At 37.9% G+C, this 21796-nt stretch carries 19 protein-coding genes; 7 read left to right on the forward strand and 12 right to left on the reverse strand.

The features are described 5' to 3' along the window. The 4 genes from GJ691_RS15685 to GJ691_RS15700 form a co-directional block, all read right to left on the reverse strand. Positions 1-453: T9SS type A sorting domain-containing protein (locus GJ691_RS15685; protein ID WP_218944463.1), on the reverse strand; the 453-nt coding region annotated here is incomplete at its 3' end. Between the two features lie 764 nt (positions 454-1217). Next, the gene (locus GJ691_RS15690) at positions 1218-1805 is read right to left on the reverse strand and encodes a T9SS type A sorting domain-containing protein (protein ID WP_154368551.1); all 588 of its coding nucleotides are present in this window, start codon (positions 1803-1805) and stop codon (positions 1218-1220) included. 506 nt (positions 1806-2311) lie between these two features. Then, the gene (locus GJ691_RS15695) at positions 2312-2899 is read right to left on the reverse strand and encodes a T9SS type A sorting domain-containing protein (protein WP_154368553.1); all 588 of its coding nucleotides are present in this window, start codon (positions 2897-2899) and stop codon (positions 2312-2314) included. 490 nt (positions 2900-3389) lie between these two features. After that, positions 3390-3977 carry a T9SS type A sorting domain-containing protein gene (locus GJ691_RS15700; RefSeq protein ID WP_154368555.1) on the reverse strand — a complete coding sequence of 196 codons (588 nt, stop codon included), beginning with the start codon at positions 3975-3977 and terminating at the stop codon, positions 3390-3392. Positions 3978-4223: 246 nt separating this feature from the next. Between GJ691_RS15700 and GJ691_RS15705 the strand changes: the two genes are divergently transcribed. Next, the gene (locus GJ691_RS15705) at positions 4224-5096 is read left to right on the forward strand and encodes an AraC family transcriptional regulator (protein ID WP_154368557.1); all 873 of its coding nucleotides are present in this window, start codon (positions 4224-4226) and stop codon (positions 5094-5096) included. Between the two features lie 13 nt (positions 5097-5109). Further along, the gene (locus tag GJ691_RS15710; protein ID WP_154368559.1) at positions 5110-5688 is read left to right on the forward strand and encodes an alpha-ketoglutarate-dependent dioxygenase AlkB family protein; all 579 of its coding nucleotides are present in this window, start codon (positions 5110-5112) and stop codon (positions 5686-5688) included. 223 nt (positions 5689-5911) lie between these two features. On the opposite strand, the gene GJ691_RS15715 is transcribed toward GJ691_RS15710, so the two are convergent. Next, a complete protein-coding gene (locus GJ691_RS15715; RefSeq protein WP_154368561.1) occupies positions 5912-6685 on the reverse strand; it encodes a S1/P1 nuclease in 774 nt (257 codons plus the stop codon). 104 nt (positions 6686-6789) lie between these two features. Between GJ691_RS15715 and GJ691_RS15720 the strand changes: the two genes are divergently transcribed. The 5 genes from GJ691_RS15720 to GJ691_RS15740 all read left to right on the forward strand — a co-directional run bounded on the left by GJ691_RS15720 (position 6790) and on the right by GJ691_RS15740 (position 14400). After that, entirely contained in the window at positions 6790-9033 is a 2244-nt protein-coding gene (locus tag GJ691_RS15720; RefSeq protein WP_154368563.1) for a transglycosylase domain-containing protein, read from the forward strand. Positions 9034-9239: 206 nt separating this feature from the next. Then, positions 9240-11444 carry a DUF5916 domain-containing protein gene (locus GJ691_RS15725; RefSeq protein ID WP_154368565.1) on the forward strand — a complete coding sequence of 735 codons (2205 nt, stop codon included), beginning with the start codon at positions 9240-9242 and terminating at the stop codon, positions 11442-11444. 1 nt (position 11445) lies between these two features. Continuing rightward, on the forward strand, positions 11446-12249 hold the full coding sequence (locus GJ691_RS15730) for a Cof-type HAD-IIB family hydrolase (protein ID WP_154368567.1): 804 nt from the start codon (positions 11446-11448) through the stop codon (positions 12247-12249). Positions 12250-12280: 31 nt separating this feature from the next. Further along, on the forward strand, positions 12281-13543 hold the full coding sequence (locus GJ691_RS15735; protein ID WP_154368569.1) for a DUF819 family protein: 1263 nt from the start codon (positions 12281-12283) through the stop codon (positions 13541-13543). Positions 13544-13692: 149 nt separating this feature from the next. Further along, positions 13693-14400: a DUF4369 domain-containing protein gene (locus tag GJ691_RS15740; RefSeq protein WP_154368570.1), complete on the forward strand. Its 708-nt coding sequence runs from the start codon at positions 13693-13695 to the stop codon at positions 14398-14400. A gap of 56 nt (positions 14401-14456) precedes the next feature. Here the strand turns inward: GJ691_RS15740 and GJ691_RS15745 are convergent, their stop codons facing one another. From GJ691_RS15745 to GJ691_RS19590, 7 genes are all read right to left on the reverse strand, one after another. After that, positions 14457-14726, reverse strand: a complete 270-nt coding sequence (locus GJ691_RS15745) for a hypothetical protein (protein ID WP_154368572.1) — start codon at positions 14724-14726, stop codon at positions 14457-14459. Between the two features lie 69 nt (positions 14727-14795). Next, positions 14796-15764 carry a type I phosphomannose isomerase catalytic subunit gene (locus tag GJ691_RS15750; RefSeq protein WP_154368574.1) on the reverse strand — a complete coding sequence of 323 codons (969 nt, stop codon included), beginning with the start codon at positions 15762-15764 and terminating at the stop codon, positions 14796-14798. 36 nt (positions 15765-15800) lie between these two features. Continuing rightward, positions 15801-16211, reverse strand: coding sequence for a 6-pyruvoyl trahydropterin synthase family protein (locus GJ691_RS15755; protein WP_154368576.1), 411 nt, complete (start codon positions 16209-16211; stop codon positions 15801-15803). Next, positions 16201-16737, reverse strand: coding sequence for an isopentenyl-diphosphate Delta-isomerase (idi, locus tag GJ691_RS15760; protein WP_154368578.1), 537 nt, complete (start codon positions 16735-16737; stop codon positions 16201-16203). Before idi ends, GJ691_RS15755 begins: the two co-directional genes overlap by 11 nt. 82 nt (positions 16738-16819) lie before the next feature. Continuing rightward, the gene (locus GJ691_RS15765; RefSeq protein ID WP_154368625.1) at positions 16820-17740 is read right to left on the reverse strand and encodes a PorP/SprF family type IX secretion system membrane protein; all 921 of its coding nucleotides are present in this window, start codon (positions 17738-17740) and stop codon (positions 16820-16822) included. Between the two features lie 38 nt (positions 17741-17778). Next, complete coding sequence (locus GJ691_RS15770) at positions 17779-19791, reverse strand: Ig-like domain-containing protein (RefSeq protein ID WP_246200201.1); 2013 nt, start codon at positions 19789-19791, stop codon at positions 17779-17781. A gap of 25 nt (positions 19792-19816) precedes the next feature. Continuing rightward, positions 19817-21796: beta strand repeat-containing protein (locus GJ691_RS19590; RefSeq protein ID WP_425481747.1), on the reverse strand; the 1980-nt coding region annotated here is incomplete at its 5' end.

Genomic DNA, 21796 nt, shown 5'->3' on the forward strand with positions numbered 1-21796 from the left:
ATTTTTGAAGTTAAAAGCCTTTTCTACGATCGCTTGGTTCTCCAATATCTCCTTGGCAACAGTTCTTTCATTACCATCATAAACGGTAATCGCTACATCTTCTTTACTCAAGTTCAGAAGATTAAGATAAACCATCCCTTCTTTCTCAACAAATACTGGTTTGTTTTTCTCAGCCCTGTCTTTGATTGCAACATCTGTATCTTCAATAGAGATAGTGAATGCTGTTTCTTTAATCGCATCTTCAACTTCCAAGAAATAAACGCCGGACTCAAGGCTACTTAAGTTGAACTTTTTAGTGTATTCAGCATTATCTTCAAGACTCTCGGTAAAGATTATGTTACCTTCACCATCTACGAACCTTAATTCAGCACCAGTAGTAGAGTTGTCGTATTTGAACAATAACGTCTTACTTTCTTTATCTGAACTTATTCTTAAATCCATTTCGTTAGCCATACCTAATGCACTTATAAATAGGAAGGCGATACTTAGTGTAATTTTCATGATTCTTTTCATAACTTTTTGATTTAAAGGGTTAACCTATAATTAATTTTCTTTTTCTTTTTTACTTTTTAATTACATGACAAACTTACGACGACATAGCACCTTCCACTACATCAAGATTTCCCAATTTATATGTTATTTTACCAACCTGATAGATTAACATAATGTTAAGGGATAATATAGAGTATAATTCAGGCAATTTAGTGGATTTCGATGTTTTGATTATAGAATGGACGCTATCAAATATGGAATCAGGTCACGCTAATTATAAAAGAGAATTTGATAGTACATATTTTACCAGGATATGCCCCTAGGAAAGATATATTAATGCAACATGAAAAATCAAGTTTTTATTATGCAGTTGCCTATAGAAGTCGAATATTTACAAGGATAAAGATTACTACATGGAATTCTATAATGAATACAAGCGAATGCTTTTCGTTGCTCCTAAGATTTAGTAATCATTTCTTGGGTGGATTACTTAGCTACCTGTTCCTAATGGTCTAAAGTAATCTATAGTCGCGATCATTGCTAAACGGATCATTTATAAAGAATGGCAATGTAATGGGGGATATAACCGGAGGATATAAGTAAAGGGCACATCTTTATTTCACTCTTGGAAATTAGATATATTCCCAATCTCAAATTTGAATTTTGGACATAAAAAAAGAGGACCGCTAAGTCCTCTTCTCTCCTAGAATAAAATTAAAACTAACTTAATCAATCTTAATACTGTTGTAAAAAGTATCGCTACCTTTCTTTACTTTGATAATATATTGTCCCTTATGGGCGTTTTTGAAGTTAAAAGCTTTTTCTACGATGGCTTGGTTCTCCATTATTTCATTGGCAACAGTTCTTTCACTATCATCATAGACGGTAATTACAACTTCTTCCTTGTTCAAGTTCAACAGGTTCAAGTAAACCATCCCTTCTTTCTCACTGAAGACAGGTTTGTTCTTCTCTAACCTGTTTTCAATGGCTACATTGGTATCCCCTATTGAAATAGTATAGGCCGTTTCTTTAACAGCATCTTCCACTTCCAAGAAATAAATACCGGCCTTAAGAGTACTTAGGTTGAATTTTTTGCTGTATTCTGCATTATCTTCCAGGCTCTCGGTAAAGATTACATTTCCTTCCCCATCTACAAACCTTAATTCTGCATCTGTAGTTGAGTTGTCGTATTTAAACAATAATGTCTTACTTTCTTTATCTGTGCTTATTCTTAAATCCATTTCGTTGGCCATACCTAATACACTAACAAATAGGAAGGCGAAACTTAGGGAGATTTTCATGAATCTTTTCATAACTTTTTGACTTTGAGGATTAACCTATAATTAATTTTCTTTTTCTTTTATTTTTACATCTTAATTACAGGACAAATTTACGCCCGCTTTACCTCCCCTACTACATCAAGATTTTCTAATTTATATGCTATTTTACCAACCTTATAGGTTAACTTAATGTTAAGGGATAATTTAGAGTATAATTAAGACAATTTAGTAACGTTACGTCGTTTTTCTACTTAAAACATACGATTGAAAAAGTGAATGAAATGCCATTATCATATGTCTTTTTTGAAATATTGGAATACGCATTGGAACTTTCCTTTGATGAGCACGAACCTAATTTTTGGACATCTTCGTTTGCTTGATAAAAAACGTAACATCATGAATATGTTGCCAAGCCTTATTGAATATTCCCAAATGACATACTTGCTATAATATTCTTCTTGCTCTGTAAAAAGTATAAACCATAAAAAAAGAGGGCCACCGCCCTCTTCTCTCCTAGAATAAAATTAAAACTAACTTAATTAATCAATTGCAATACTTTCGTAATAGGTTGCATTTCCCTTCTTAACTTTAATGGTGTAATGTCCCTTATGGGCATTTGTGAAGTTGAATGCCTTTTCTACGATTGTTCGGTTCTCTACTATTTCTTTGGAAACAGTTCTATTATTACCATCATAAATAGTCATGGCAACTTCTTCTTTATCCAAGTTCAAAAGGTTAAGAAAAACCATACCCTCTTTTTCCCTGAATACCGGTTTATTCTTTTCAGATTTATTTCTTATCGCTACGTTCGTATCATCAACAGTGATCGTAAATGCTGTTTCTTTAATCGCATCTTCGACTTGTAAGAAGTAGATACCTGATGCAAGAGTACTTAAATTGAATTTTTTGGTGTATTCCGCATTATCCTCAAGACTCTCGGTAAAGATGACATTTCCTTCAACATCAATGAACCTAAGTTCTGCATCCGTAGTTGAGTTATCATATTTGAACAATAAGGTCTTGCTTTCTTTTTCGGAGATGATTCTTAAGTCCATCTCATTGGCCATTCCTAATGCACTTATTAATAGGAAGGTGATACTTAAGGTGATTTTCATGATTCTTTTCATAACTTTTTAATTTGGAGGGTTTACCTATAATTAATTTTCTTTTATTTCTTTTTTACTATCGAATTACATGGCAAACTTACGTCGGTTTTAAATCCCTGACTACATCAAGATTTCCCATTTTCTATACAATTTTAACACGACAATAGGCTAATATTAAATCATTGGGTAATTTAGTGTATATTCGAGATAATTTAGTGGAGATAGACTATTTATGTACCCTTTAGTATCCTTTTTAAAACAGGCCTCAGGATAATTTTCCTTATTATTTTTTTTATCACAAGACCTTTACCGGGAACCTTCATTATGCAATAAAGTTTTCTGCCGATTTAAATGCTTAACAACCGGTGTAGCCCCAATCCAATGTGCACTCATGAATATGAATATCGGCTTATTAGCTATCTTTTAGTGACAGGATCATTTAAATTGACCTAAAAACAAAAAAGAGGGCTATAAAGCCCTCTTCTAGAATAAAATTAAAACTAAAACTTAATTAATCAATTGTAATTGATTCAAAATAAGATTCACTGCCTTTCTTCACCTTGATGGTATAATGACCCTTATGGGCTTTTGTGAAATTGAAAGCTTTCTCTATTACCGTTTCATTTTCGAACAATTCATTAGCAACGGTTCTTTCTTCTCCATCATAAACCGTAATAGCAACAACTTCTTTATCCAAGTTCAATAGGTTAAGGTAAACCATCTCATTTTTGGTCCTGAACACTGGCTTGTTCTTTTCAGACTTACCTTTGATCGCAACGTTCGAATCTTCAATAGTAATCGTAAACGCGGTTTCCTTAATGGCATCTTCCACTTCTAAAAAGTAAATACCGGATTTTAAAGTACTTAAATTGAATTTTTTCGAATATTCAGCATTGTCTTCAAGACTTTCGGTAAAAATGACATTTCCTTCACTATCCACGAACCTTAGCTCTGCATCGGTTGTTGAATTATCGTAGTTGAACAATAAGGTCTTACTCTCCTTATCAGAGATAATCCTTAAATCCATTTCGTTTGCCATACCAAAGGCGGTCATTAATAAAAAGGTCGCTCCAAGTGTAATTTTTTTAACTGCTTTCATAACATTTTGTTTTTTTAGGTTAATGATCAATTTTCTTTTTCTTTTTTCGCTTAACAAATAATTACGATACAAACATACATCCGGTCTACCCCTCTTACAACATCATGATTTGCAAGTTTATATGTTATTTTACCATATATTTAGGTTAATTAATTGTTAAGTGGTAATTTTGCATACTATTGAGATAATTTTGCAGAGTTTGGTTCTAAATACCCTTACTAACTTTGCTATTGGAAAAGAAATATTATGCTAAAACAGAAACCTACTTTCGAAGCCATTGAACCCAATTTTGGACATTCTTTCATGTACCAAAAATTCGATGCCAATACGAACAATAAAGTGAATAAGTGGCACTATCATCCCGAGATTGAACTTGTATACGTCAATGGAGGGGCCGGCAAAAGGCAAATTGGTAGCAACTTATCCTATTATACTAACGGTACCCTTATCCTTGTTCCCAGTAATTTACCCCATTGCGGATTTACTGATGAACTAACAGGTAATAGAAGTGAAACGGTAATCCAGATGAAAATGGATTTTCTGGGTGAGAATTTTTTCAATATTCCGGAAATGGTTAAAATCCAAAACCTTTTTGAAATGGCCAAGGGCGGTATTGTTTTCTTCGGAGAGACCAAACAGCGCTTAGGAAAGAAAATGGAGGCTCTTGAGCATTTATCCAATTTTGAGCGTTTACTCTCCATTTTGGATATTTTACATGGCTTGGGAACAACAGAGGAATTCAGGATATTAAACGCTCATGGCTATTCCTTGGAAGCAGATACGAAAGATAATGACCGTATCAATATTGTATTCAATTACGTTAAGAACAATTTTAAAGACGAAATAACCTTACAAGAGATTTCGGATATGGTAAGTATGACCATACCTTCGTTTTGTAGGTATTTTAAAAAGATTACCAATAAGACCTTCGTTCAATTCGTTAACGAGTATCGCTTGGTACATGCATCCAAATTGTTGGCAGAACAACCATTGAGTATAACAGAGGTATGTTTTGAATGTGGATTCAATAATTTTTCACATTTCAACAAATCGTTCAAAGCATTTACAGGTCAGAACCCATCGGCATATAGGAACCAACTGAAAACAGTTCTTCAATAGCATTATCCTATATATGCAGTCGTTAAATTTAATCGATAGTGATATAGCGTATTATCCCAGGTTCATAGATCCGACCACGGCTACAGCCTTTTTTGATGTATTCAGGAATACCGTTCCTTGGCAACAAGACGATATCAAGGTATTCGGGAAAATTTACCCTCAACCAAGGTTAACGGCATTCTATGGCAATAAGGATAAGACGTATTCGTATGCCAATATTACCATGCAATCCAGGCTCTTTTCAGAAGAATTGATAAAAATCAAGGCCCTGATTGAAAATAAAACCCAAATTGATTTCAATGCCTGTCTTTTAAACCTCTACAGAAATGGAAAAGATAGCAACGGTTGGCATTCCGATGATGAAAAAGAGCTTGGTGATAACCCTATCATAGCCTCTATAAGTTTGGGTGAAAATCGGTTTTTTCATTTACGACATAAAAAACATAAAGAACTTAGATACAAGTTGTTATTGGAACATGGTAGCCTATTGCTGATGAAGGGTGAGACACAACATCATTGGCACCATCAATTACCAAAAACGGCAAAACAGATTGGGGAACGTATAAACCTTACTTTTAGGGTATTGAAATAAAAAAAACCGGTAACGTAATCCGTACCGGTTTTTTTTATACCCTTTATTCCAAGTTAAGCACTGCCTTTAGCGAACGGGTCACTGCACTAATGTCCTCATGCGCAACTACACTAATATAACTTCAAATGGTATGCCAAGTTGTAATTTTTCGACAAAATTCCACTTTTAAGGTTCAGTGAACCAAAGAGTTATCGACTTTAATGCCCGTACTTCAATAAAAAAATCATTTAAAAAGGTTGTTCAGCACACTGGCCAAACGCAATCCTCCTTTTTGTAGTTGAGTCTCAACCGTACCCCACCACATATAACTGTAGCGATAAGAAAGCTTCTCCCCTACTTCTACTGAATCATATAATTTATCGGCGATTAGTTGGGATTCTTTTACCCAATCCAAAATAGTACCTTGTTGTATGTTCTTGATTTCCTTTTTATTCAACTTTGGAAACGAATGCGCAAGTTCAGTAAAACTCATGCCATAATCATCGATCATATTGGAATCCCACACTCTATGAAGGTTTGTTCCCCTACCAAACCATTGCAATTGAATATCGTTACCTCCTTTGTCCTCAACCCTACCTACATGCATGGGTTGGTGTAAATCACCGATTAAATGAACCAACATTTTAAGATAAAACACCCGATCTTCCTTGGGGTTATCTTCGTTTTGAATAATCTCAAGACATTTTTGAACACCCACAACCAAATCCCCGTATTTACTAGGTTCAATATCTGTATAATCCTTACCAGGAGGAATGTTCACATAATGCCAAGCACTGAATTCCTTATATTTTCTGTCGGCTTTTATTTCATCGGCAAAATTTGAAATTGATGCCAGACTTTGCCCGTCCAGCAATTTATAAATAGCACGCTTTGCTTTTCCCGAAAGTTGCTCTTGTGCAATATCCCCGATTACCCTATGCCCCGTTTTGGACCAATATGGTGAGTTTCCTAAGGCAATTTGTCCGATCAATAAGAAGAGGACGACAATTTTTTTCATGTTCTTTATTTGTTTCAAAATTAGAAAAAGCTTTTTAATCTAATGTTAACTCTTGGTCCATTTTAAATTTTTAGTTTGATATTGCATACTTTAAATTCTATGATTTGGTTTCAAGAAAAAGAAAACATGTTCTTCCCAAGCTTCTGCTAAGATCATTACTTGCGGCAGCACTATTAATTTTCACTTTCATATTATGTGTCCGCTTAGGACTTTGGGGAGAAATACCAAGTGATAAAGAACTCTCCACATTTCATTACAGTAGAGCTTCCGAAGTTTATTCGGCCGATAGTGTTTTGATCGGCAAATTCTATTTGAACGACCAGCAACCCATTCTATTTGAGAACATTCCCGAGCATGTTAAAAATGCTTTGACCGCTATTGAAGATGAACGTTTTTATGAACATTCTGGCATTGATTACAGAAGCCTGATCCGTGTAGCGGTAAAAACGATAGCCTTGCAAGACAGATCATCTGGGGGAGGAAGTACATTGACCCAACAATTGGCAAAAAACCTATACCCCAGAAAAGAGCGAAATAAAACTACCCTTATTGTCGACAAGATAAAGGAAATGATCATCGCCAAAAGGTTGGAAAAACTTTTTACCAAAGATGAAATACTTACACATTATTTAAACACCGTCTCATTTGGGGGCAACACCTATGGTATTGAAAGTGCCGCACTAAAATTCTTCAACAAACCTACCGGTGAACTTACTGTTGAAGAGGCTGCGACCCTTATAGGCATGCTAAAAGCCACTTATAGTTATAACCCTAGGTTATTCCCTAAAAAAAGCTTCGCGAGAAGAAATCTGGTATTGGTCGCAATGGCGAACAACGGTTTTATTGATACAATTGAAAAAGATAGCCTTATTGATCTACCGTTGAAACTAAATTATCGGGAATTTGATCATGATGTGGGTTTGGCCCCATACTTCAGGGAAGAAGTACGAAAAAAGGTCAGGGATTGGTGTAAACAACAAAATGAAAGTGGTTCAAATTACAATCTGTATACCTCAGGTTTGAAAATATACACCACCTTGGATTCCGAAATGCAAGCATTGGCAGAAGAAACCATGACAATACACATGGCCTCGCTTCAAAAAAAGTTTGAGCAGAGTTATGGCAATAATGCTCCTTGGATAAAGAATAAGGCTCTTATCAATAAAATGGTAAAAAGAACACCAGCCTATCAAAAATTAAAAACACTTGGATGGGCCGAACCTAGAATAATGGATTCACTCAAAAAAAAGAGATTAATGACTTTGGGTGATTGGTCTGGGGAAAAACCTGTAAATGCCAGCGCCATAGACAGCGTACAACATTATATGAGATTTCTCAACACAGGTTCTTTAGCGGTCGACCCCAGTACTGGTGCCGTAAAAACATGGATCGGCGGTATCAATTACAAACATTTTAAATACGACCATATAGCCCAAAGTAAACGGCAGGTCGGTTCAACTTTCAAACCCATCGTGTATACCGCAGCACTAGAAACGGGACTTTCACCTTGTACCTATTTTTCTGCCCAAGAGGTCTCCTATGAAAATCTAAAAGGTTGGTCACCAAGCAACTCAGGAAAAAAAGATGAAGCTTACCTCAACTATTCCATGGAAATGGCCTTAAGCAATTCAGTAAATACAGTGGCCGTAAAGGTTTTGGAAAAATCCGGTATAGACAAAGTTATTGAACAGGCCAAAAAAATGGGGATACGTTCAGAACTGCCCCACCAACCCTCCTTAGCATTAGGTACCGGGGAACTTTATGTTACCGAATTAGCCCAGGCCTACACGAGTTATGTGAATGACGGGGTCGCCGTAGCACCCTACATTATCCAAACCATAACCAACCAAAATGATTCAATTTTATCTCATTTTAGACCCAAAAAGACGAATAAAAGCGCCTTTTCGAATAAAACAGGGGATATAATGCTGGAAATGATGAAATCTACTATTGATCAAGGTACGGCATCCCGAATACGTTCAACGTATAAGCTGAAAAACGATATAGCCGGAAAAACCGGTACGACCCAAAACAATAAGGATGCGTGGTTCGTGGCCATAACACCAAAACTGGTACATGTAAGTTGGGTGGGCCTAGACAACCATGAAATAGGATTTAAGAACACAAGTCTTGGACAAGGGGCAAATGCCGCCCTTCCCTTATTCGCGCTTTGGTATCAAAAATTGAATGGCAATTCCAATTACGACTCGATTACCAAAGCCAGATTCAAGAAAACCGACAGTTCAGTACTGGACCTATTGGATTGCGAACCCATAAAACGGGATGGTTTTTTTAAACGCCTTTTCAAAAATCCGAATAAAAAGAAAGTTAAAAAGTTCAGGCAGTAAGGTATAACACCACACGGAAGAAAGCTTCCCTCCAAATTACAATCCAGTATTTTTAATAAAACAATAAAACACGAATTGTTTTTATCGTATTTTAACACTTATATTTTTATTGCCGTAAAAATAATCGCGAATCTATAGCTATTTGACATTACTTTACCATTATAATATCCTAAATTTGAGGACCAAGCCAGCTAAACCAACTCTCAATGTTAAAATACGTCAGTGTTCTAGCACTTATTTTTTCTCCCTTATTCATCATTGCCCAAATTCACCAGAAGAGTTTCACGGTAAATGCCATTTCAAATTTAGAGACCATTAATCCCGACGGAGCTCTGGACGAGGCTGTTTGGCATAAAGCAGATAGTGCAAAGGAATTCTGGCAATATTTTCCATCGGACTCTATTCAAGCGACCAAACAGACCGATATCAAAATGCTTGTTGACGATGAATTCCTTTATATAGGTATTACTGTTTATACTTTAGGTAAAGATTATAAAGTACAATCCCTTAAAAGGGATTTCAGGGCTGGGAACAGTGATAATATTACGCTACTTTTCGACACGTTCAACGATGGTAACAATGCCTTTTTATTCGGCATAAACCCTTTTGGGGTTCGCCGGGAAGGATTAGTATCAGGTGGGGGCAATGACCTTAGCGGATTTACCATTTCGTGGGATACCAAATGGAAAGGGGATTCAAAAATTTATGAAGACCACTATACTTCCGAACTCATTATTCCCCTTACGGCCTTTAAGTTTAGGGAAGGAGAGACAAAATGGCGCTTCAATAGCTATCGTTTCGATACCCAATCGAATGAGAACAGTACTTGGATGAATATTCCCCAAAACCAGAATATTTATGGCCTTACCTTCATGGGTGACATGATTTTTGAAAGGCCATTGGGAAAATCAAGGAGTCCTATTGCCATCATCCCATTTGTTAATACCATCTCACAAAATGATTATGAGAACGAAGAAAAAACCAACAATATCAAAATAGGCGGTGACGCCAAATTTGCTATTGGCAATAGCATGAATTTGGATATTACCGTGAATCCTGATTTTTCACAGGTAGAAGTTGATGACCAAGTGACCAATCTTACGCGTTTCGAAATTTCGCTCCCGGAAAAAAGGCAGTTCTTCATTGATAACAGTGATCTATTCTCAAGTTACGGCGATGACCGCGATGGAAATCCGTTTTTTTCACGAAGAATCGGTATTGCCACCGATACTGCGGACAATTCCATAGAAAACAAAATTCTCGGAGGAATTAGATTAAGCGGCAAATTGAACAAAAGTTTACGCCTTGGCTTTCTCGATATACAGACCCAGGCCGATGAAGAGAACCTTATCGCCTCTAACAATAATATGATGTTCGCCCTTCAGCAACGTGTATTCGGCCGATCCAATATCAGTATGTTCTTTATTAACCGGCAAACCTTCAAAGATTACGATTTTCAAGAAGATGAAGATAGATACAACCGCGTTTTGGGTATTGATTATGATCTTATATCAAAGGGAAATAGATGGAACGGGAAATTCTTTGTTCATAAATCCTTTGCGCACAATAGCGGGGACAAAGACGCCTCTGCAGGAATAAAGCTCGATTACAACTCAAGATACTATAACACTTTTTCAAAATTGGTATACGTAGGTGAAGATTTTAGGTCTGATCTAGGTTATATCCGTAGAAATGATATTTTAAAGGGCTATGTAGGTATAGAAAAGGTGTTTTGGCCAAAAAAAGGTTTTATCAACTCCCATAGTTTTAAGGCTTTTCCTATTTTTATTTGGAGCCCGAGTATGGATTTACAAAATACAGACTATACTTTGAGGGGTGAATGGGAAGCAAAATTCGTCGATTTTTCGAACATTAGTATCAGTTTAAACAATAAATATACTTTCTTGACCGATGAGTTTGAGCCAACAGGATTGGATGATGCCGTGGCATTGCCAGAGAACGTGGGCTACCACTACAACAATGTACAATTGGAATATTCCTCTGATCGGCGAAAACTTTTTTCTTATGAACTGGAAACGACTTTAGGAAGTTTTTTCAATGGCAAACGATATTCGGTTCAAGGGAGTATGACGTACCGTTTTCAACCCAAAGTATTCATTTCTATGTTGGTTGACTATAATAGGATAGAACTGCCCGAACCCTATGCCAGCGCCGATTTATGGCTATTAAGTCCAAAAATAGACGTCACCTTCAACAAATCACTTTTTTGGTCCACCTTAGTTCAATATAGCACCCAACAGGATAATTTAGGACTGAACTCTAGGTTGCAATGGAGGTTTGCTCCCTTGTCAGATTTGTATTTGGTGTATAATGACAATTATTTTGTCAATACCTTTGCACCCAGAATGCGATCTATAAACCTGAAGTTTACATACTGGCTAAATATTTAGAATGAACCACAAAATACTATGTTCCGATTTGGATGGCACCCTGCTATCCACAAAAAGTGACGTATCCCCATTTACCATATCAGAAATCAACCGAATTAGACCAACAACCAAGATTATCCTAGTTTCGGCCAGAATGCCAAAATCAATGCGATATATACAAAAAGACCTTGGTATTGCCCATGAACCTATCATTTGTTACAATGGAGCGTTGGTAATCGATGGCGAAGAAGAAATTCACTCTGCCATTATTGAAGCCGAGACCCTTGAATCATTGTATGAACTAACAAAAGAACACAGCATTAAATTAGGCCTGTATTATAAGGATGAATGGTTTGTTGAAGAAAATTCGGAACGAGTCAACAAAGAGATCAACAATACCAAGACAGATCCCGTTTATCAAAAAAATTCAGAGACGATCAAAGATTGGAAAAATCGAAAAGTCGGTGCACATAAAATAATGCTTATGGGTACCTTTGAAACAATTGAACGCATACAACCGAAACTTTTGTCCTTATACTCCAATAAATTGAACATTTATCGCTCTAACGATACATTAATAGAAGTAAGCCCAAAATCCGTATCAAAACTTTCGGCCATAGAGCTATTGATCAAAGACATGCATAGCCTAAACGATATTATCGCTTTTGGGGACAATTATAATGATGCAGAAATGCTTCAACAGGTAAATTGTGGCGTAGCTATGGGCAATGCCCGTGATGAAGTGAAAAATATTGCCGACCACACCACATTGTGCAATACACAGGACGGCGTAGCAAGTTTTCTAAACCAACATTTTAAGATTTAACTATATTTGAAACCAACTTATACCACCAAAAATGCACCAACTCCCACTATCTGAAGACACTATTATTTTTGGATTATTAAGCCTTTGTTTGGGTTTTGTATTCTACACCTCATCGATAAAAAAAGGATTCTGGAAAAAATTCTACAAGGTTATCCCGACACTTTTAATGTGTTATATGCTTCCGGCAATACTTACAAGTACGGGTATCATCTCCGAAGAACATTCTAACCTATATTACATTGCCAGTCGCTATTTATTGCCTGCAGCCTTGGTTCTTATGACCTTGAGTATTGACTTAAAGGCCATTATGAATTTAGGATCCAAAGCGCTTATCATGTTTTTGACCGGTACGGTCGGAATTGTAATCGGTGGACCAATAGCTATTTTAATAGTTTCTATTTTTTCTCCTGAAACCGTAGGTGGCGTAGGTTTTGATGCGGTTTGGCGAGGGTTGACCACAATTGCAGGCAGTTGGATCGGGGGAGGTGCCAACCAAGCTGCCATGTTAGAGGTTTTCCAGTTCAATCCAAAGAAATTCGGTGATATGGTACTTATCGATATCGTTGTTGCCAATATTTGGATGGCCATTATACTGCTCGGCATAGGAAAATCGGACAAAATCGATAAATGGTTAAAAGCCGATAATTCATCTATCGAAACCTTAAAGGCCAAGGTTTCGGCACATACCGAAAAAATAACCAGGGTTACCTCCTTGCATGATTATATAATGATGTTATGCCTTGCATTTTTCGCAGTAGGCATATCCCATTTTTTAGCTGAACATTTTGCCTTGTTTTTAGAGAACACCTTTGAAGTCATAAGAAACAAGGAAAAAGCACTTTCTTCTTTAGGTTCCAAGTTTTTATGGATGGTTGTTTTTGCGACCACCGCAGGTATTCTACTTTCCTTTACAAAGGCCAAAAATTATGAAGGTGCAGGGGCAAGTAAAATCGGTGGAGTTTTCATCTATATTCTGGTAGCGACCATTGGTATGAAAATGGACCTTGGGAGGTTCTTGGAAAATCCAGGCCTTATAGCGGTTGGTATTATTTGGATATCGATACATGCCGGCCTACTTATTTTAGTCGCCAAATTAATAAAAGCGCCTTTCTTCTTTTTAGCAGTTGGGAGCCAGGCCAATGTTGGCGGGGCGGCTTCTGCCCCGATCGTAGCTGCGGAATTCCATCCATCCTTAACATCGGTGGGAATACTTTTAGCGGTTTTGGGATATGTGGTCGGTACGGCGGGTGCTTATATTTGTGGACTCCTGATGGAAATTGCCGCGAATGTTTAGCCCATATCCGAACACACCTTGATCAAATGGTAGATTTCAATAAAATTGCCCCCAAAAGATGATCTTTAAAATCAATTATTTTATTGATATTTGCCCCATATATAAACATATTAAATTTGGCGAACCAATAGCCGAGTAACTACATTCAAATGAAAAAATTTCTATTTTTTGGCTTAATTGCCATTTTTATGACTTCTTGCAAGGAGGATACGACCAAAACCATGTTTTTGACCGGAAATGTAAAAGGACTAAAGAAAGGCACTTTGTATTTACAGCATGTACCCGATTCTACATTAATTACCATAGATTCCTTGGAAGTGAACGGTGACGGTAGTTTTTCTTTCAAAACAGAATTGGAAAGTCCTGAAATCTTCTATCTATACTTGAACAAAAAGGACTACAACGATGTTAATGATAGGATCATTTTTTTTGGTGAACCGGGCAACATTACCATAAATACAAGTTGGAACACCTTTGATACCAATGCAAAAATAGAAGGCTCCGCCACAAACTTGAAACTTGAGGAATATCGTAAGATCATGACCCGATTCAATAAAAGAAGCCTGGAAATAGTACAAGAAACCGCCAATAGTGAAGTACCACTGGATTCCGCCCAATTGGATTCCATTCAAAAACTATCCGAAAAGAATATACAAAAAGGGTATGCGTTCGCTTTGAATTTTGCCATGAACAACAAAGACTCGTACATAGCCCCCTATATTGCTTTAACAGAGGTATCCGATGCCAATCTGAAGTATCTAGACTCTATCAACAATTCATTGTCCCCTGAAGTGGCAGCTTCTAAATATGGTAAAGCCCTCCAGAATTTTCTGGACCAGAGGAAAAAGAACCAATAAAAAAAACATCCCGCCAAGGCGGGATGTTTTTTTTATACGTTTTAAACTTGTGTTATTTATTGCAACTTGTTCAATTGTTCTACCAAAGCAGTGGCTTTTTCTTCCAACTCTTTACGAACACTTTTTAAATGTGCTTTTCTATTTTCAACATTTTTCTCATTCACCTTCCCTATCAAAACGTCAAAAGTTTCAATAGCACTGTCGATAATCTTACTTCCTTCTTTAGAGTCATTTTTTCCATTAGCGGTTTCAACAATATATACCGCTTCGATAATATCCCCTAAAACAAAATTTATATCTTTCTTTAAATCTCTAATACTTGCCATTTCTATTTATTTTTTTGCAAAAATACTGTTTTTAGATTCTACTCCTTTAAGTAATCAAACTTATTTCGCTTAAACCGTGACTTCTAGCAACTTAACCCCACTGGTTTCTATCGAAATACTTTCAGAATCGGCAGGAAGCAAAACTGTCTCCCCCTTTTGTATGGCCACGGTACCCGCATTGGTAACGATCTCTGCAGAACCACCGACACACATTAATATAGTGAACGATGACCTTGCTTTAACATCTAAACTTAAATTATTGTCAAGCTGTAAAAAATTGGTCTTAAAGTAAGGGCAATCTACCATGGAATTAACCGTGTCGGACTTCTGATCGTAAACTACCTTAAAATCATCCTTTTTATCATAATCCATGGCATCCAAAGCCAAATCGGTATGTAATTCCCTAAGGTTACCGTTTTTATCTTTTCTATTGAAGTCAAAAACGCGATAGGTAATATCTGAAGTTTGCTGTATTTCAGCCAATAGTACACCTGCTCCGATAGCGTGTATTTTTCCCGTATTGATAAAAAAAGTATCCCCTTCCTTTACCTCTTCGTAGTTCAACAAATCTAGTAAGGTGTCATTTTCCAAACTTTCGGAATACTCTTCCTTGGTTACGTTTTTATTAAACCCAACAATAAGATTTGCCCCTGGGTCAGCGTCCATAACGTACCACATCTCGGTCTTTCCGAAAGAATTATGCCTTTTTTTCGCCAATTCATCATTGGGGTGCAATTGTATGGAAAGATCTTGTTTGGCATCGATAAATTTTATCAGTATCGGAAAATCCTTCCCGAAACGATCAAAAACATCTTTACCCAATAACCCTTCTGGTTGCTGATCAATAATTTGTTGAAGCGTGGTCCCGGCCAATGGTCCATTCGCCACAGTGGAGATATCGCCTTCTACGGCAGATAACTCCCAACTTTCACCGGTAATATCACTTTCGATAGGTTTTCCCAAAACCTCTTTTAACTTGGTACCGCCCCAAAGACGTTCTTTTAATATCGGTTGAAATTTAAATGGATATAAGTTCATAAAGTTTATTATTTATAAAATTCGTTCAATCATTGATCATTCGCCAGAGTAGGTCACAAAATTCCTTGGTGTTTCGTACAACACCACTTCCAAGTCTTTGGAAGCCTTTATATGTGGCCTGAGTTTATTCCATATAAATACCGCAATATTCTCCGCTGTCGGATTCAGGTGCTTGAATTCGGGCACTTCAACATTTAGGTTCTTATGGTCCAATACATCTTCTATCTTATCCTTTATCAAGGCTTTCAAAATCTTCATATCCATGACAAAACCGGTCTCTTTATCAATTTCGCCATAGACGCTGACCACCAAGTCATAATTATGTCCGTGATAATTGGGGTTGTTGCACTTACCGAAAACCTCAGTATTCTTCTCATCGTCCCATTCTGGCCTAAATAAACGGTGCGCTGCATTAAAATGTGCCTTTCTGCTTACTTTAACTTTCATGGTTCGTATTATGCATTAAATGGTCAAAGAATTTTTCAAAAATAATCTTGAACCAAACGGTATACCGTTCTGGATGTTCGGCGATATCTTTTTGTATGTCACTTGGCATCATCCATTTGAAATCTGCCACTTCCTCGGGATTTATTTCAGGATTCCCGTTATAAGAACCCATCATTACATGATCCAACTCGTGTTCTGTAAGTCCGTTATCAAAAGGAGCCTTATATATGAAAGAAAACAATTCCCTTAATTCAGCCGTAAAACCCATTTCTTCTTGCAGTCTTCTTTTACCTGCCTCAATATTGGTTTCGCCAACCCTCTGGTGGCTGCAACATGTATTGGTCCAAAGTAAGGGTGAATGGTATTTGTGTGCCGCTCTTTGCTGAAGCATGGTTTCCCCTTTATCGTTCATGATAAAAACCGAGAATGCCCTGTGCAGCATGGCCTTTTCGTGGGCTTCCATTTTGGGCATGGTTCCGATTTGTTCATCGTTGGTATTTACAAGAATGACTTCTTCTTCCTTCATTCTGTAAAAATAAGACCTTTACCTAACTTTTAAGTTAAGCCAACTATAAAAAATACGGATATAAGAAAGAGTAGTAAATAATTTAGAAAAACCTAGGTGACTTTACGAAACCTTTGGTACTAATAAAATCATATCTGAATATGATTTCAAAAGACCCATCGTTAAAAGCTGCATTACCCAATTCGGTCGTTTCGCGATCATAGGCCAATCCTATTAAAAGGGATTCGCTCACATTAAAACCGAACATTCCACTGAAGGCGGCATCCCAACGGTAAGCACCACCAAGTATAAATTTATCGTTGAGCATAAAATTCGCTGATAGATCCACCTGTAAGGGTGCCCCTTGCACCAATTTGGAGAGTATGGTCGGTTTAAACTTTAGGTTGGGGTTCAAATCGAAAACATAACCGGTAATAAGATAATAGTTCATTTGTTCTTTGGCGGTCGACAAGGATGATTCCTCAAAATGGGTGGTCTGTAAAAACCTAGGTACTGATAAACCCGCATAGAACCTATCTGTATGGTAATATACACCAGCCCCGAAATTAGGGGAAAACTTATTATCTATATCTTGCTGTAAGGTTTGATCCGGTGCATATTGGTTGAGTTCTGAATACCTTATATCCAATAAATGTCCACTGGCCTTTAACCCAAAACTTAGTTTACCCTCTTCCGAAGTCTTTAGGGTATATGAAAAATCTACGTCCAAATATGTTTCTGAAGTAGGACCTATCTCGTCATTCACTATCGACAATCCCAAACCTAACCCTTTATAGCCAACTGGGGAATGTATATTCAATGTCTGGGTTTTCGGCGCTCCATCAAGGCCTACCCATTGCGACCTGTGCAAAGCAGCAATGCTCACGTGCCCCCTAGAACCTGAATATGCCGGATTAACACTCACTGTATTGTACATATACTGGGTATATTGGGCATCTTGCTGGGCCTGTACCTCATTTAAGAAGAACAACACCGCAACACCAATAAAAGTCAGTATTCGCATTACTATTGAAATATGTTTCAAAGTATTCGCCATAATCATTATCTGTTAATATAAATGTATCCTGAAAGCGTTACGGTCTTACCGGTTATATCTTCATAATCAAGAATATAGAAGTAGGTACCTACAGGCAACTTATTATCTTTCTCAACGGTAACCCTTCCTTCCGAGGTGCCATCAAAAACATTACCGTTTGTATTGTACGCCTTGGTCGTATAAACCAGCACACCCCATCTATTATAAATCCTTAGTGTGTTGTTCGGATAATTCTCCAATCCTCCGATTACCAATACATCATGTACACCATCTCCATTCGGAGTTACAACATTAAAGACCTCTACTTCCTCTTCTGGAGTGTTTGGCTCAAGGTAATCAGGTATACCATTGGCATCATTGTCATCATTGGAATAATCCCCATCACCGTTCAAGTCTTCATCAATAGTCAATATTGAATCATTGTCATCATCAATATCCCTATAATCAGATTCATTATCGCCATCTGTATTCGGAAGGTCCATATATGGATCATTATACTTATCATTAACATCTATGTCAATTGTAGCATCTCCTTCATAAGCGTCATCCAATCCGTCATTATCCTTATCGGAACCTATCCAGATAACATCGGCCAAACCATCATGGTCATAATCATGCCCCTCGATGGCATCCGGTATATTGTCATTATCACTATCGTCATCCAAATAATCCGGCATACTATCCCCATCGGTATCCACAGGGAACAACCCTAAAACACCATCTTCATAGGCATCATCAAGCCCATTGGAATTCGCATCTATCAGACTTGGTAATATATAACCTTCGGTTGTCTGTGCTTCAACATTATCGGGAATACCATCATCATCACTGTCGATATCCAAATAATCGGCAAATCCGTCACCATCACTATCCGTTGGGTTGGTAGATGGGTCCCCATCCCCATCCATATCAAGGTCCTCAAAGCTATCCAAGATACCATCATTGTCCGAATCCAGGTCAACAGCATTGGAAACAACAACAGTAACGGTTGCCGTACTGCAATTTGAAGCCCCATCACATATGGTATAGGTAAAAGAGTCATTACCCGTAAAACCATTGTCTGGCGTATAGTTTATGGTATCATCCGAAGGATCGTTCGGCGTACCATTATCACTATGTATAACAACCCCGTTCGTAGCATTTATATTAGAAAATGTTCCTATAGACGGAATGTCATTATCATTGTCCAAAACAGGAATATCTATAGTAGTTTCAGTTTCTGTGGCCACTGCATCATCTATAGCGTCGATAATTGGTAATACATCTATAGTTACGGTCGCTGTACTACAATCACCGGATTGGTTACAAACAGTGTAATCAAATGTATCTGGACCATTATAATCGGCATTGGGAGTATAGGTGACTATATCATCCGATGGATCGTTAGGGGTACCATTTTCATTGATTGTCACCTCCCCGTTCAATGGGTCGGTCGTCGTCAAGGTTCCCGTTGTTGGCAAATCGGAATCGTTATCAAATATATCAACAACTAGAGGTTGGTCTTCATCGGTAGATACGATATCATCTACCAAGTTTGCTGCCTGATCGATACAGACGACCGTGAAGTTGGGTAGTTCAAAACTATTCCCGGCCTTTGTAACTGTCGCCGTATAACGCTGAACTGTAAGTGAGGACACTACCATTGGACTTGTCTGGTCACCAGAAACAGCCGGACTCCAGCTAACTGTTGCCCCAGAAGACAAATCCACATTGGAAGAAATATCCAAGGTAACCTCATTATCCGGTGAACTGCAATTGGTTACAATAAAATAGCCGGAAGCATTGGAACCACATAAAGTACCATCATAGGTTGCGAAATAGATGCCAGGTTGGGTTACCTCATAATAGGAATTCGTCCCCAAGACAGTTGCTGTATCCGAGGCTTCAAACCAACGGTAATTATGTTGATCAGAATCATTCGGAGCCTGTAATAAAAACTGGGCGTTTGATACAGTAATCCCCAGTAATGTAAATACAATACTGAGGAGAAGCTTTTTATATGTAGGTGTTAGTTTCAAACTGATTTGGGCTAATGGTTCTGTATTACTTAACAACAAATACTACATTGATCAATGAATTGTAATCTGCAGGTTGTCCTATGATCGTATATGTCAATACTCCAGCGGGAGAAATATTCATCGTACTTGTATTGAATACCGTAGGATCGGCATACGTAACATGATAGTCCAATTCTGTTGCAGAATAAGTTGGTATAGATCCTCCACTACTTACTACAGGTGAGCCAAACTGAGCAATATACTGCGCATGCAGATCAATCGAGAACGTACCATTTGTAGACGCATCAACGGCAATGGAAGGAGGATAGAAAACCCTGGAGGATTTCAATGTATTTACTTCAACCAAATCACCGTCGGCCTCAACAGCCATTAATGAAGTACCTGAACCTGTAACAGCATTGGATCCATAATCAGAAAAACGTACTGTACCATTCTCAACATCCAATTTTGCATCTGGAGAACTTGTACCAATACCTACATCACCTTGAGTAAAAATATCATCGGTTATAGCATCAGGAGCGGAAGTCCCACCAACCTCATACCAATCATGGTCGGACAAAGAACTAAGATCAATTGTTTTTTCCGCTTCCCCGTCCCTTTCCAATGAAAGGCTCAGTGTATTGCCGACTAGTGAAAACACGTCAACTTTTTGGTTATCAGTATTTACACTACTTATGTTTACTGTTTTTGGAGTATTGTTTTGTTCATTCAAGGTTAATACCGAACCATCAAAAGCAAGATTGGTTACCAATTCGTTACCAATTACTTTATCCGCATCGGCATTATCGGATGCCGTTAGTTGGGCATCTGTTGCGAATGTGCCATCAAGATTGATTGTTCTATCTGAAAGTCCATCATTCGAAATGGACAATTCTAAAGTTGTACCGTTTAAATTGAATTTGTCAGGATATTGATTATCGGTATTTACCCCACTAATATCAACTGTTTTAGGTGTGTTCCCTCCTTCATTCAAAGTAATAACCCCTGAATTATAGGTCATGGATGTGACCGTTTCATTACCGATCAATGAATCTGCATCGTCAACATTGTCAACATCGGAAACATATAGACCGTTCGCATCTACACTAAGGGCATTGCCAGCCGTTGTGCTGATTTCCGCACTGAATACCGTGCCTGATAAATTCAAGCCTGACCCTGCCGTATACTGTGTATCGTTATCGGTTGCACTTGCCAGAGCTTCGATTGCCCCTTGTACATCGGTTGCACCAAGTGATGCCGTACTATCATCGAAAGTAACCTCACCTGCATTCTGATCATCAGTTGCAAGAAGACCACTACCACTTACACTAAGAGCATTGTTCGTTGCCGGGTCAACTACCGCCGTGAACACATTGCTCCCATTTAAATTCAACCCGTTCCCTGCCGTATACTGGGTATCGGTATCAACACCTGCAGTGATATCCGACAATGGAACACTTACGGTATTACCATTCTCTATACTTACTTCTAAATTTGAACCATTTACCTGAAAGTTTTGTAAATCCTGTTCATCCGTATCAACCGTTGCATCCGGCACATCAATGGTAAAGTTTGGATAAGTCCCGCCTACCGTTACATTACCATTACCACCATCAACGATACTTACCGTTTGGTCCGGTGAAGCATTGCTAACCGTGTACGCCGTATTGTTTCCTGAAGTTGACGCACTTACAGTAATATCCGAACCTGCAACAACACTCGTTGTTAATTCATTGGCCGCTACTTCTGCATCCGTAGCCAAACTTGCGTCCGCACTGAACACCGTCCCGGTTAAAACCAAGCCTGTGCCTGCCGTATACTGTGTATCATTATCGGTTGCACTTGCCAGAGCTTCGATTGCCCCCTGTACATCGGTTGCACCAAGTGATGCCGTACTATCATCGAAAGTAACCTCCCCTGCATTCTGATCGTCAGTTGCAAGAAGACCACTAGCACTTACGCTAAGAGCATTGTTCGTTGCCGGGTCAACTACCGCCGTGAACACATTGCTCCCATTTAAATTCAA

The sequence above is a fragment of the Maribacter luteus genome (genome assembly GCF_009674825.1).
Classification (GTDB): domain Bacteria; phylum Bacteroidota; class Bacteroidia; order Flavobacteriales; family Flavobacteriaceae; genus Maribacter_A; species Maribacter_A luteus.

Coding starts and splice junctions, on each gene's coding strand:
- GJ691_RS15690 (WP_154368551.1), bottom strand. CDS start 1,805: ATGAAAAGATTCATGAAAATCTCCCTAAGTTTCGCCTTCCTATTTGTT.
- GJ691_RS15695 (WP_154368553.1), bottom strand. CDS start 2,899: ATGAAAAGAATCATGAAAATCACCTTAAGTATCACCTTCCTATTAATA.
- GJ691_RS15700 (WP_154368555.1), bottom strand. CDS start 3,977: ATGAAAGCAGTTAAAAAAATTACACTTGGAGCGACCTTTTTATTAATG.
- GJ691_RS15705 (WP_154368557.1), top strand. CDS start 4,224: ATGCTAAAACAGAAACCTACTTTCGAAGCCATTGAACCCAATTTTGGA.
- GJ691_RS15710 (WP_154368559.1), top strand. CDS start 5,110: ATGCAGTCGTTAAATTTAATCGATAGTGATATAGCGTATTATCCCAGG.
- GJ691_RS15715 (WP_154368561.1), bottom strand. CDS start 6,685: ATGAAAAAAATTGTCGTCCTCTTCTTATTGATCGGACAAATTGCCTTA.
- GJ691_RS15725 (WP_154368565.1), top strand. CDS start 9,240: ATGTTAAAATACGTCAGTGTTCTAGCACTTATTTTTTCTCCCTTATTC.
- GJ691_RS15730 (WP_154368567.1), top strand. CDS start 11,446: ATGAACCACAAAATACTATGTTCCGATTTGGATGGCACCCTGCTATCC.
- GJ691_RS15735 (WP_154368569.1), top strand. CDS start 12,281: ATGCACCAACTCCCACTATCTGAAGACACTATTATTTTTGGATTATTA.
- GJ691_RS15740 (WP_154368570.1), top strand. CDS start 13,693: ATGAAAAAATTTCTATTTTTTGGCTTAATTGCCATTTTTATGACTTCT.
- GJ691_RS15745 (WP_154368572.1), bottom strand. CDS start 14,726: ATGGCAAGTATTAGAGATTTAAAGAAAGATATAAATTTTGTTTTAGGG.
- GJ691_RS15750 (WP_154368574.1), bottom strand. CDS start 15,764: ATGAACTTATATCCATTTAAATTTCAACCGATATTAAAAGAACGTCTT.
- GJ691_RS15755 (WP_154368576.1), bottom strand. CDS start 16,211: ATGAAAGTTAAAGTAAGCAGAAAGGCACATTTTAATGCAGCGCACCGT.
- idi (WP_154368578.1), bottom strand. CDS start 16,737: ATGAAGGAAGAAGAAGTCATTCTTGTAAATACCAACGATGAACAAATC.
- GJ691_RS15765 (WP_154368625.1), bottom strand. CDS start 17,740: ATGCGAATACTGACTTTTATTGGTGTTGCGGTGTTGTTCTTCTTAAAT.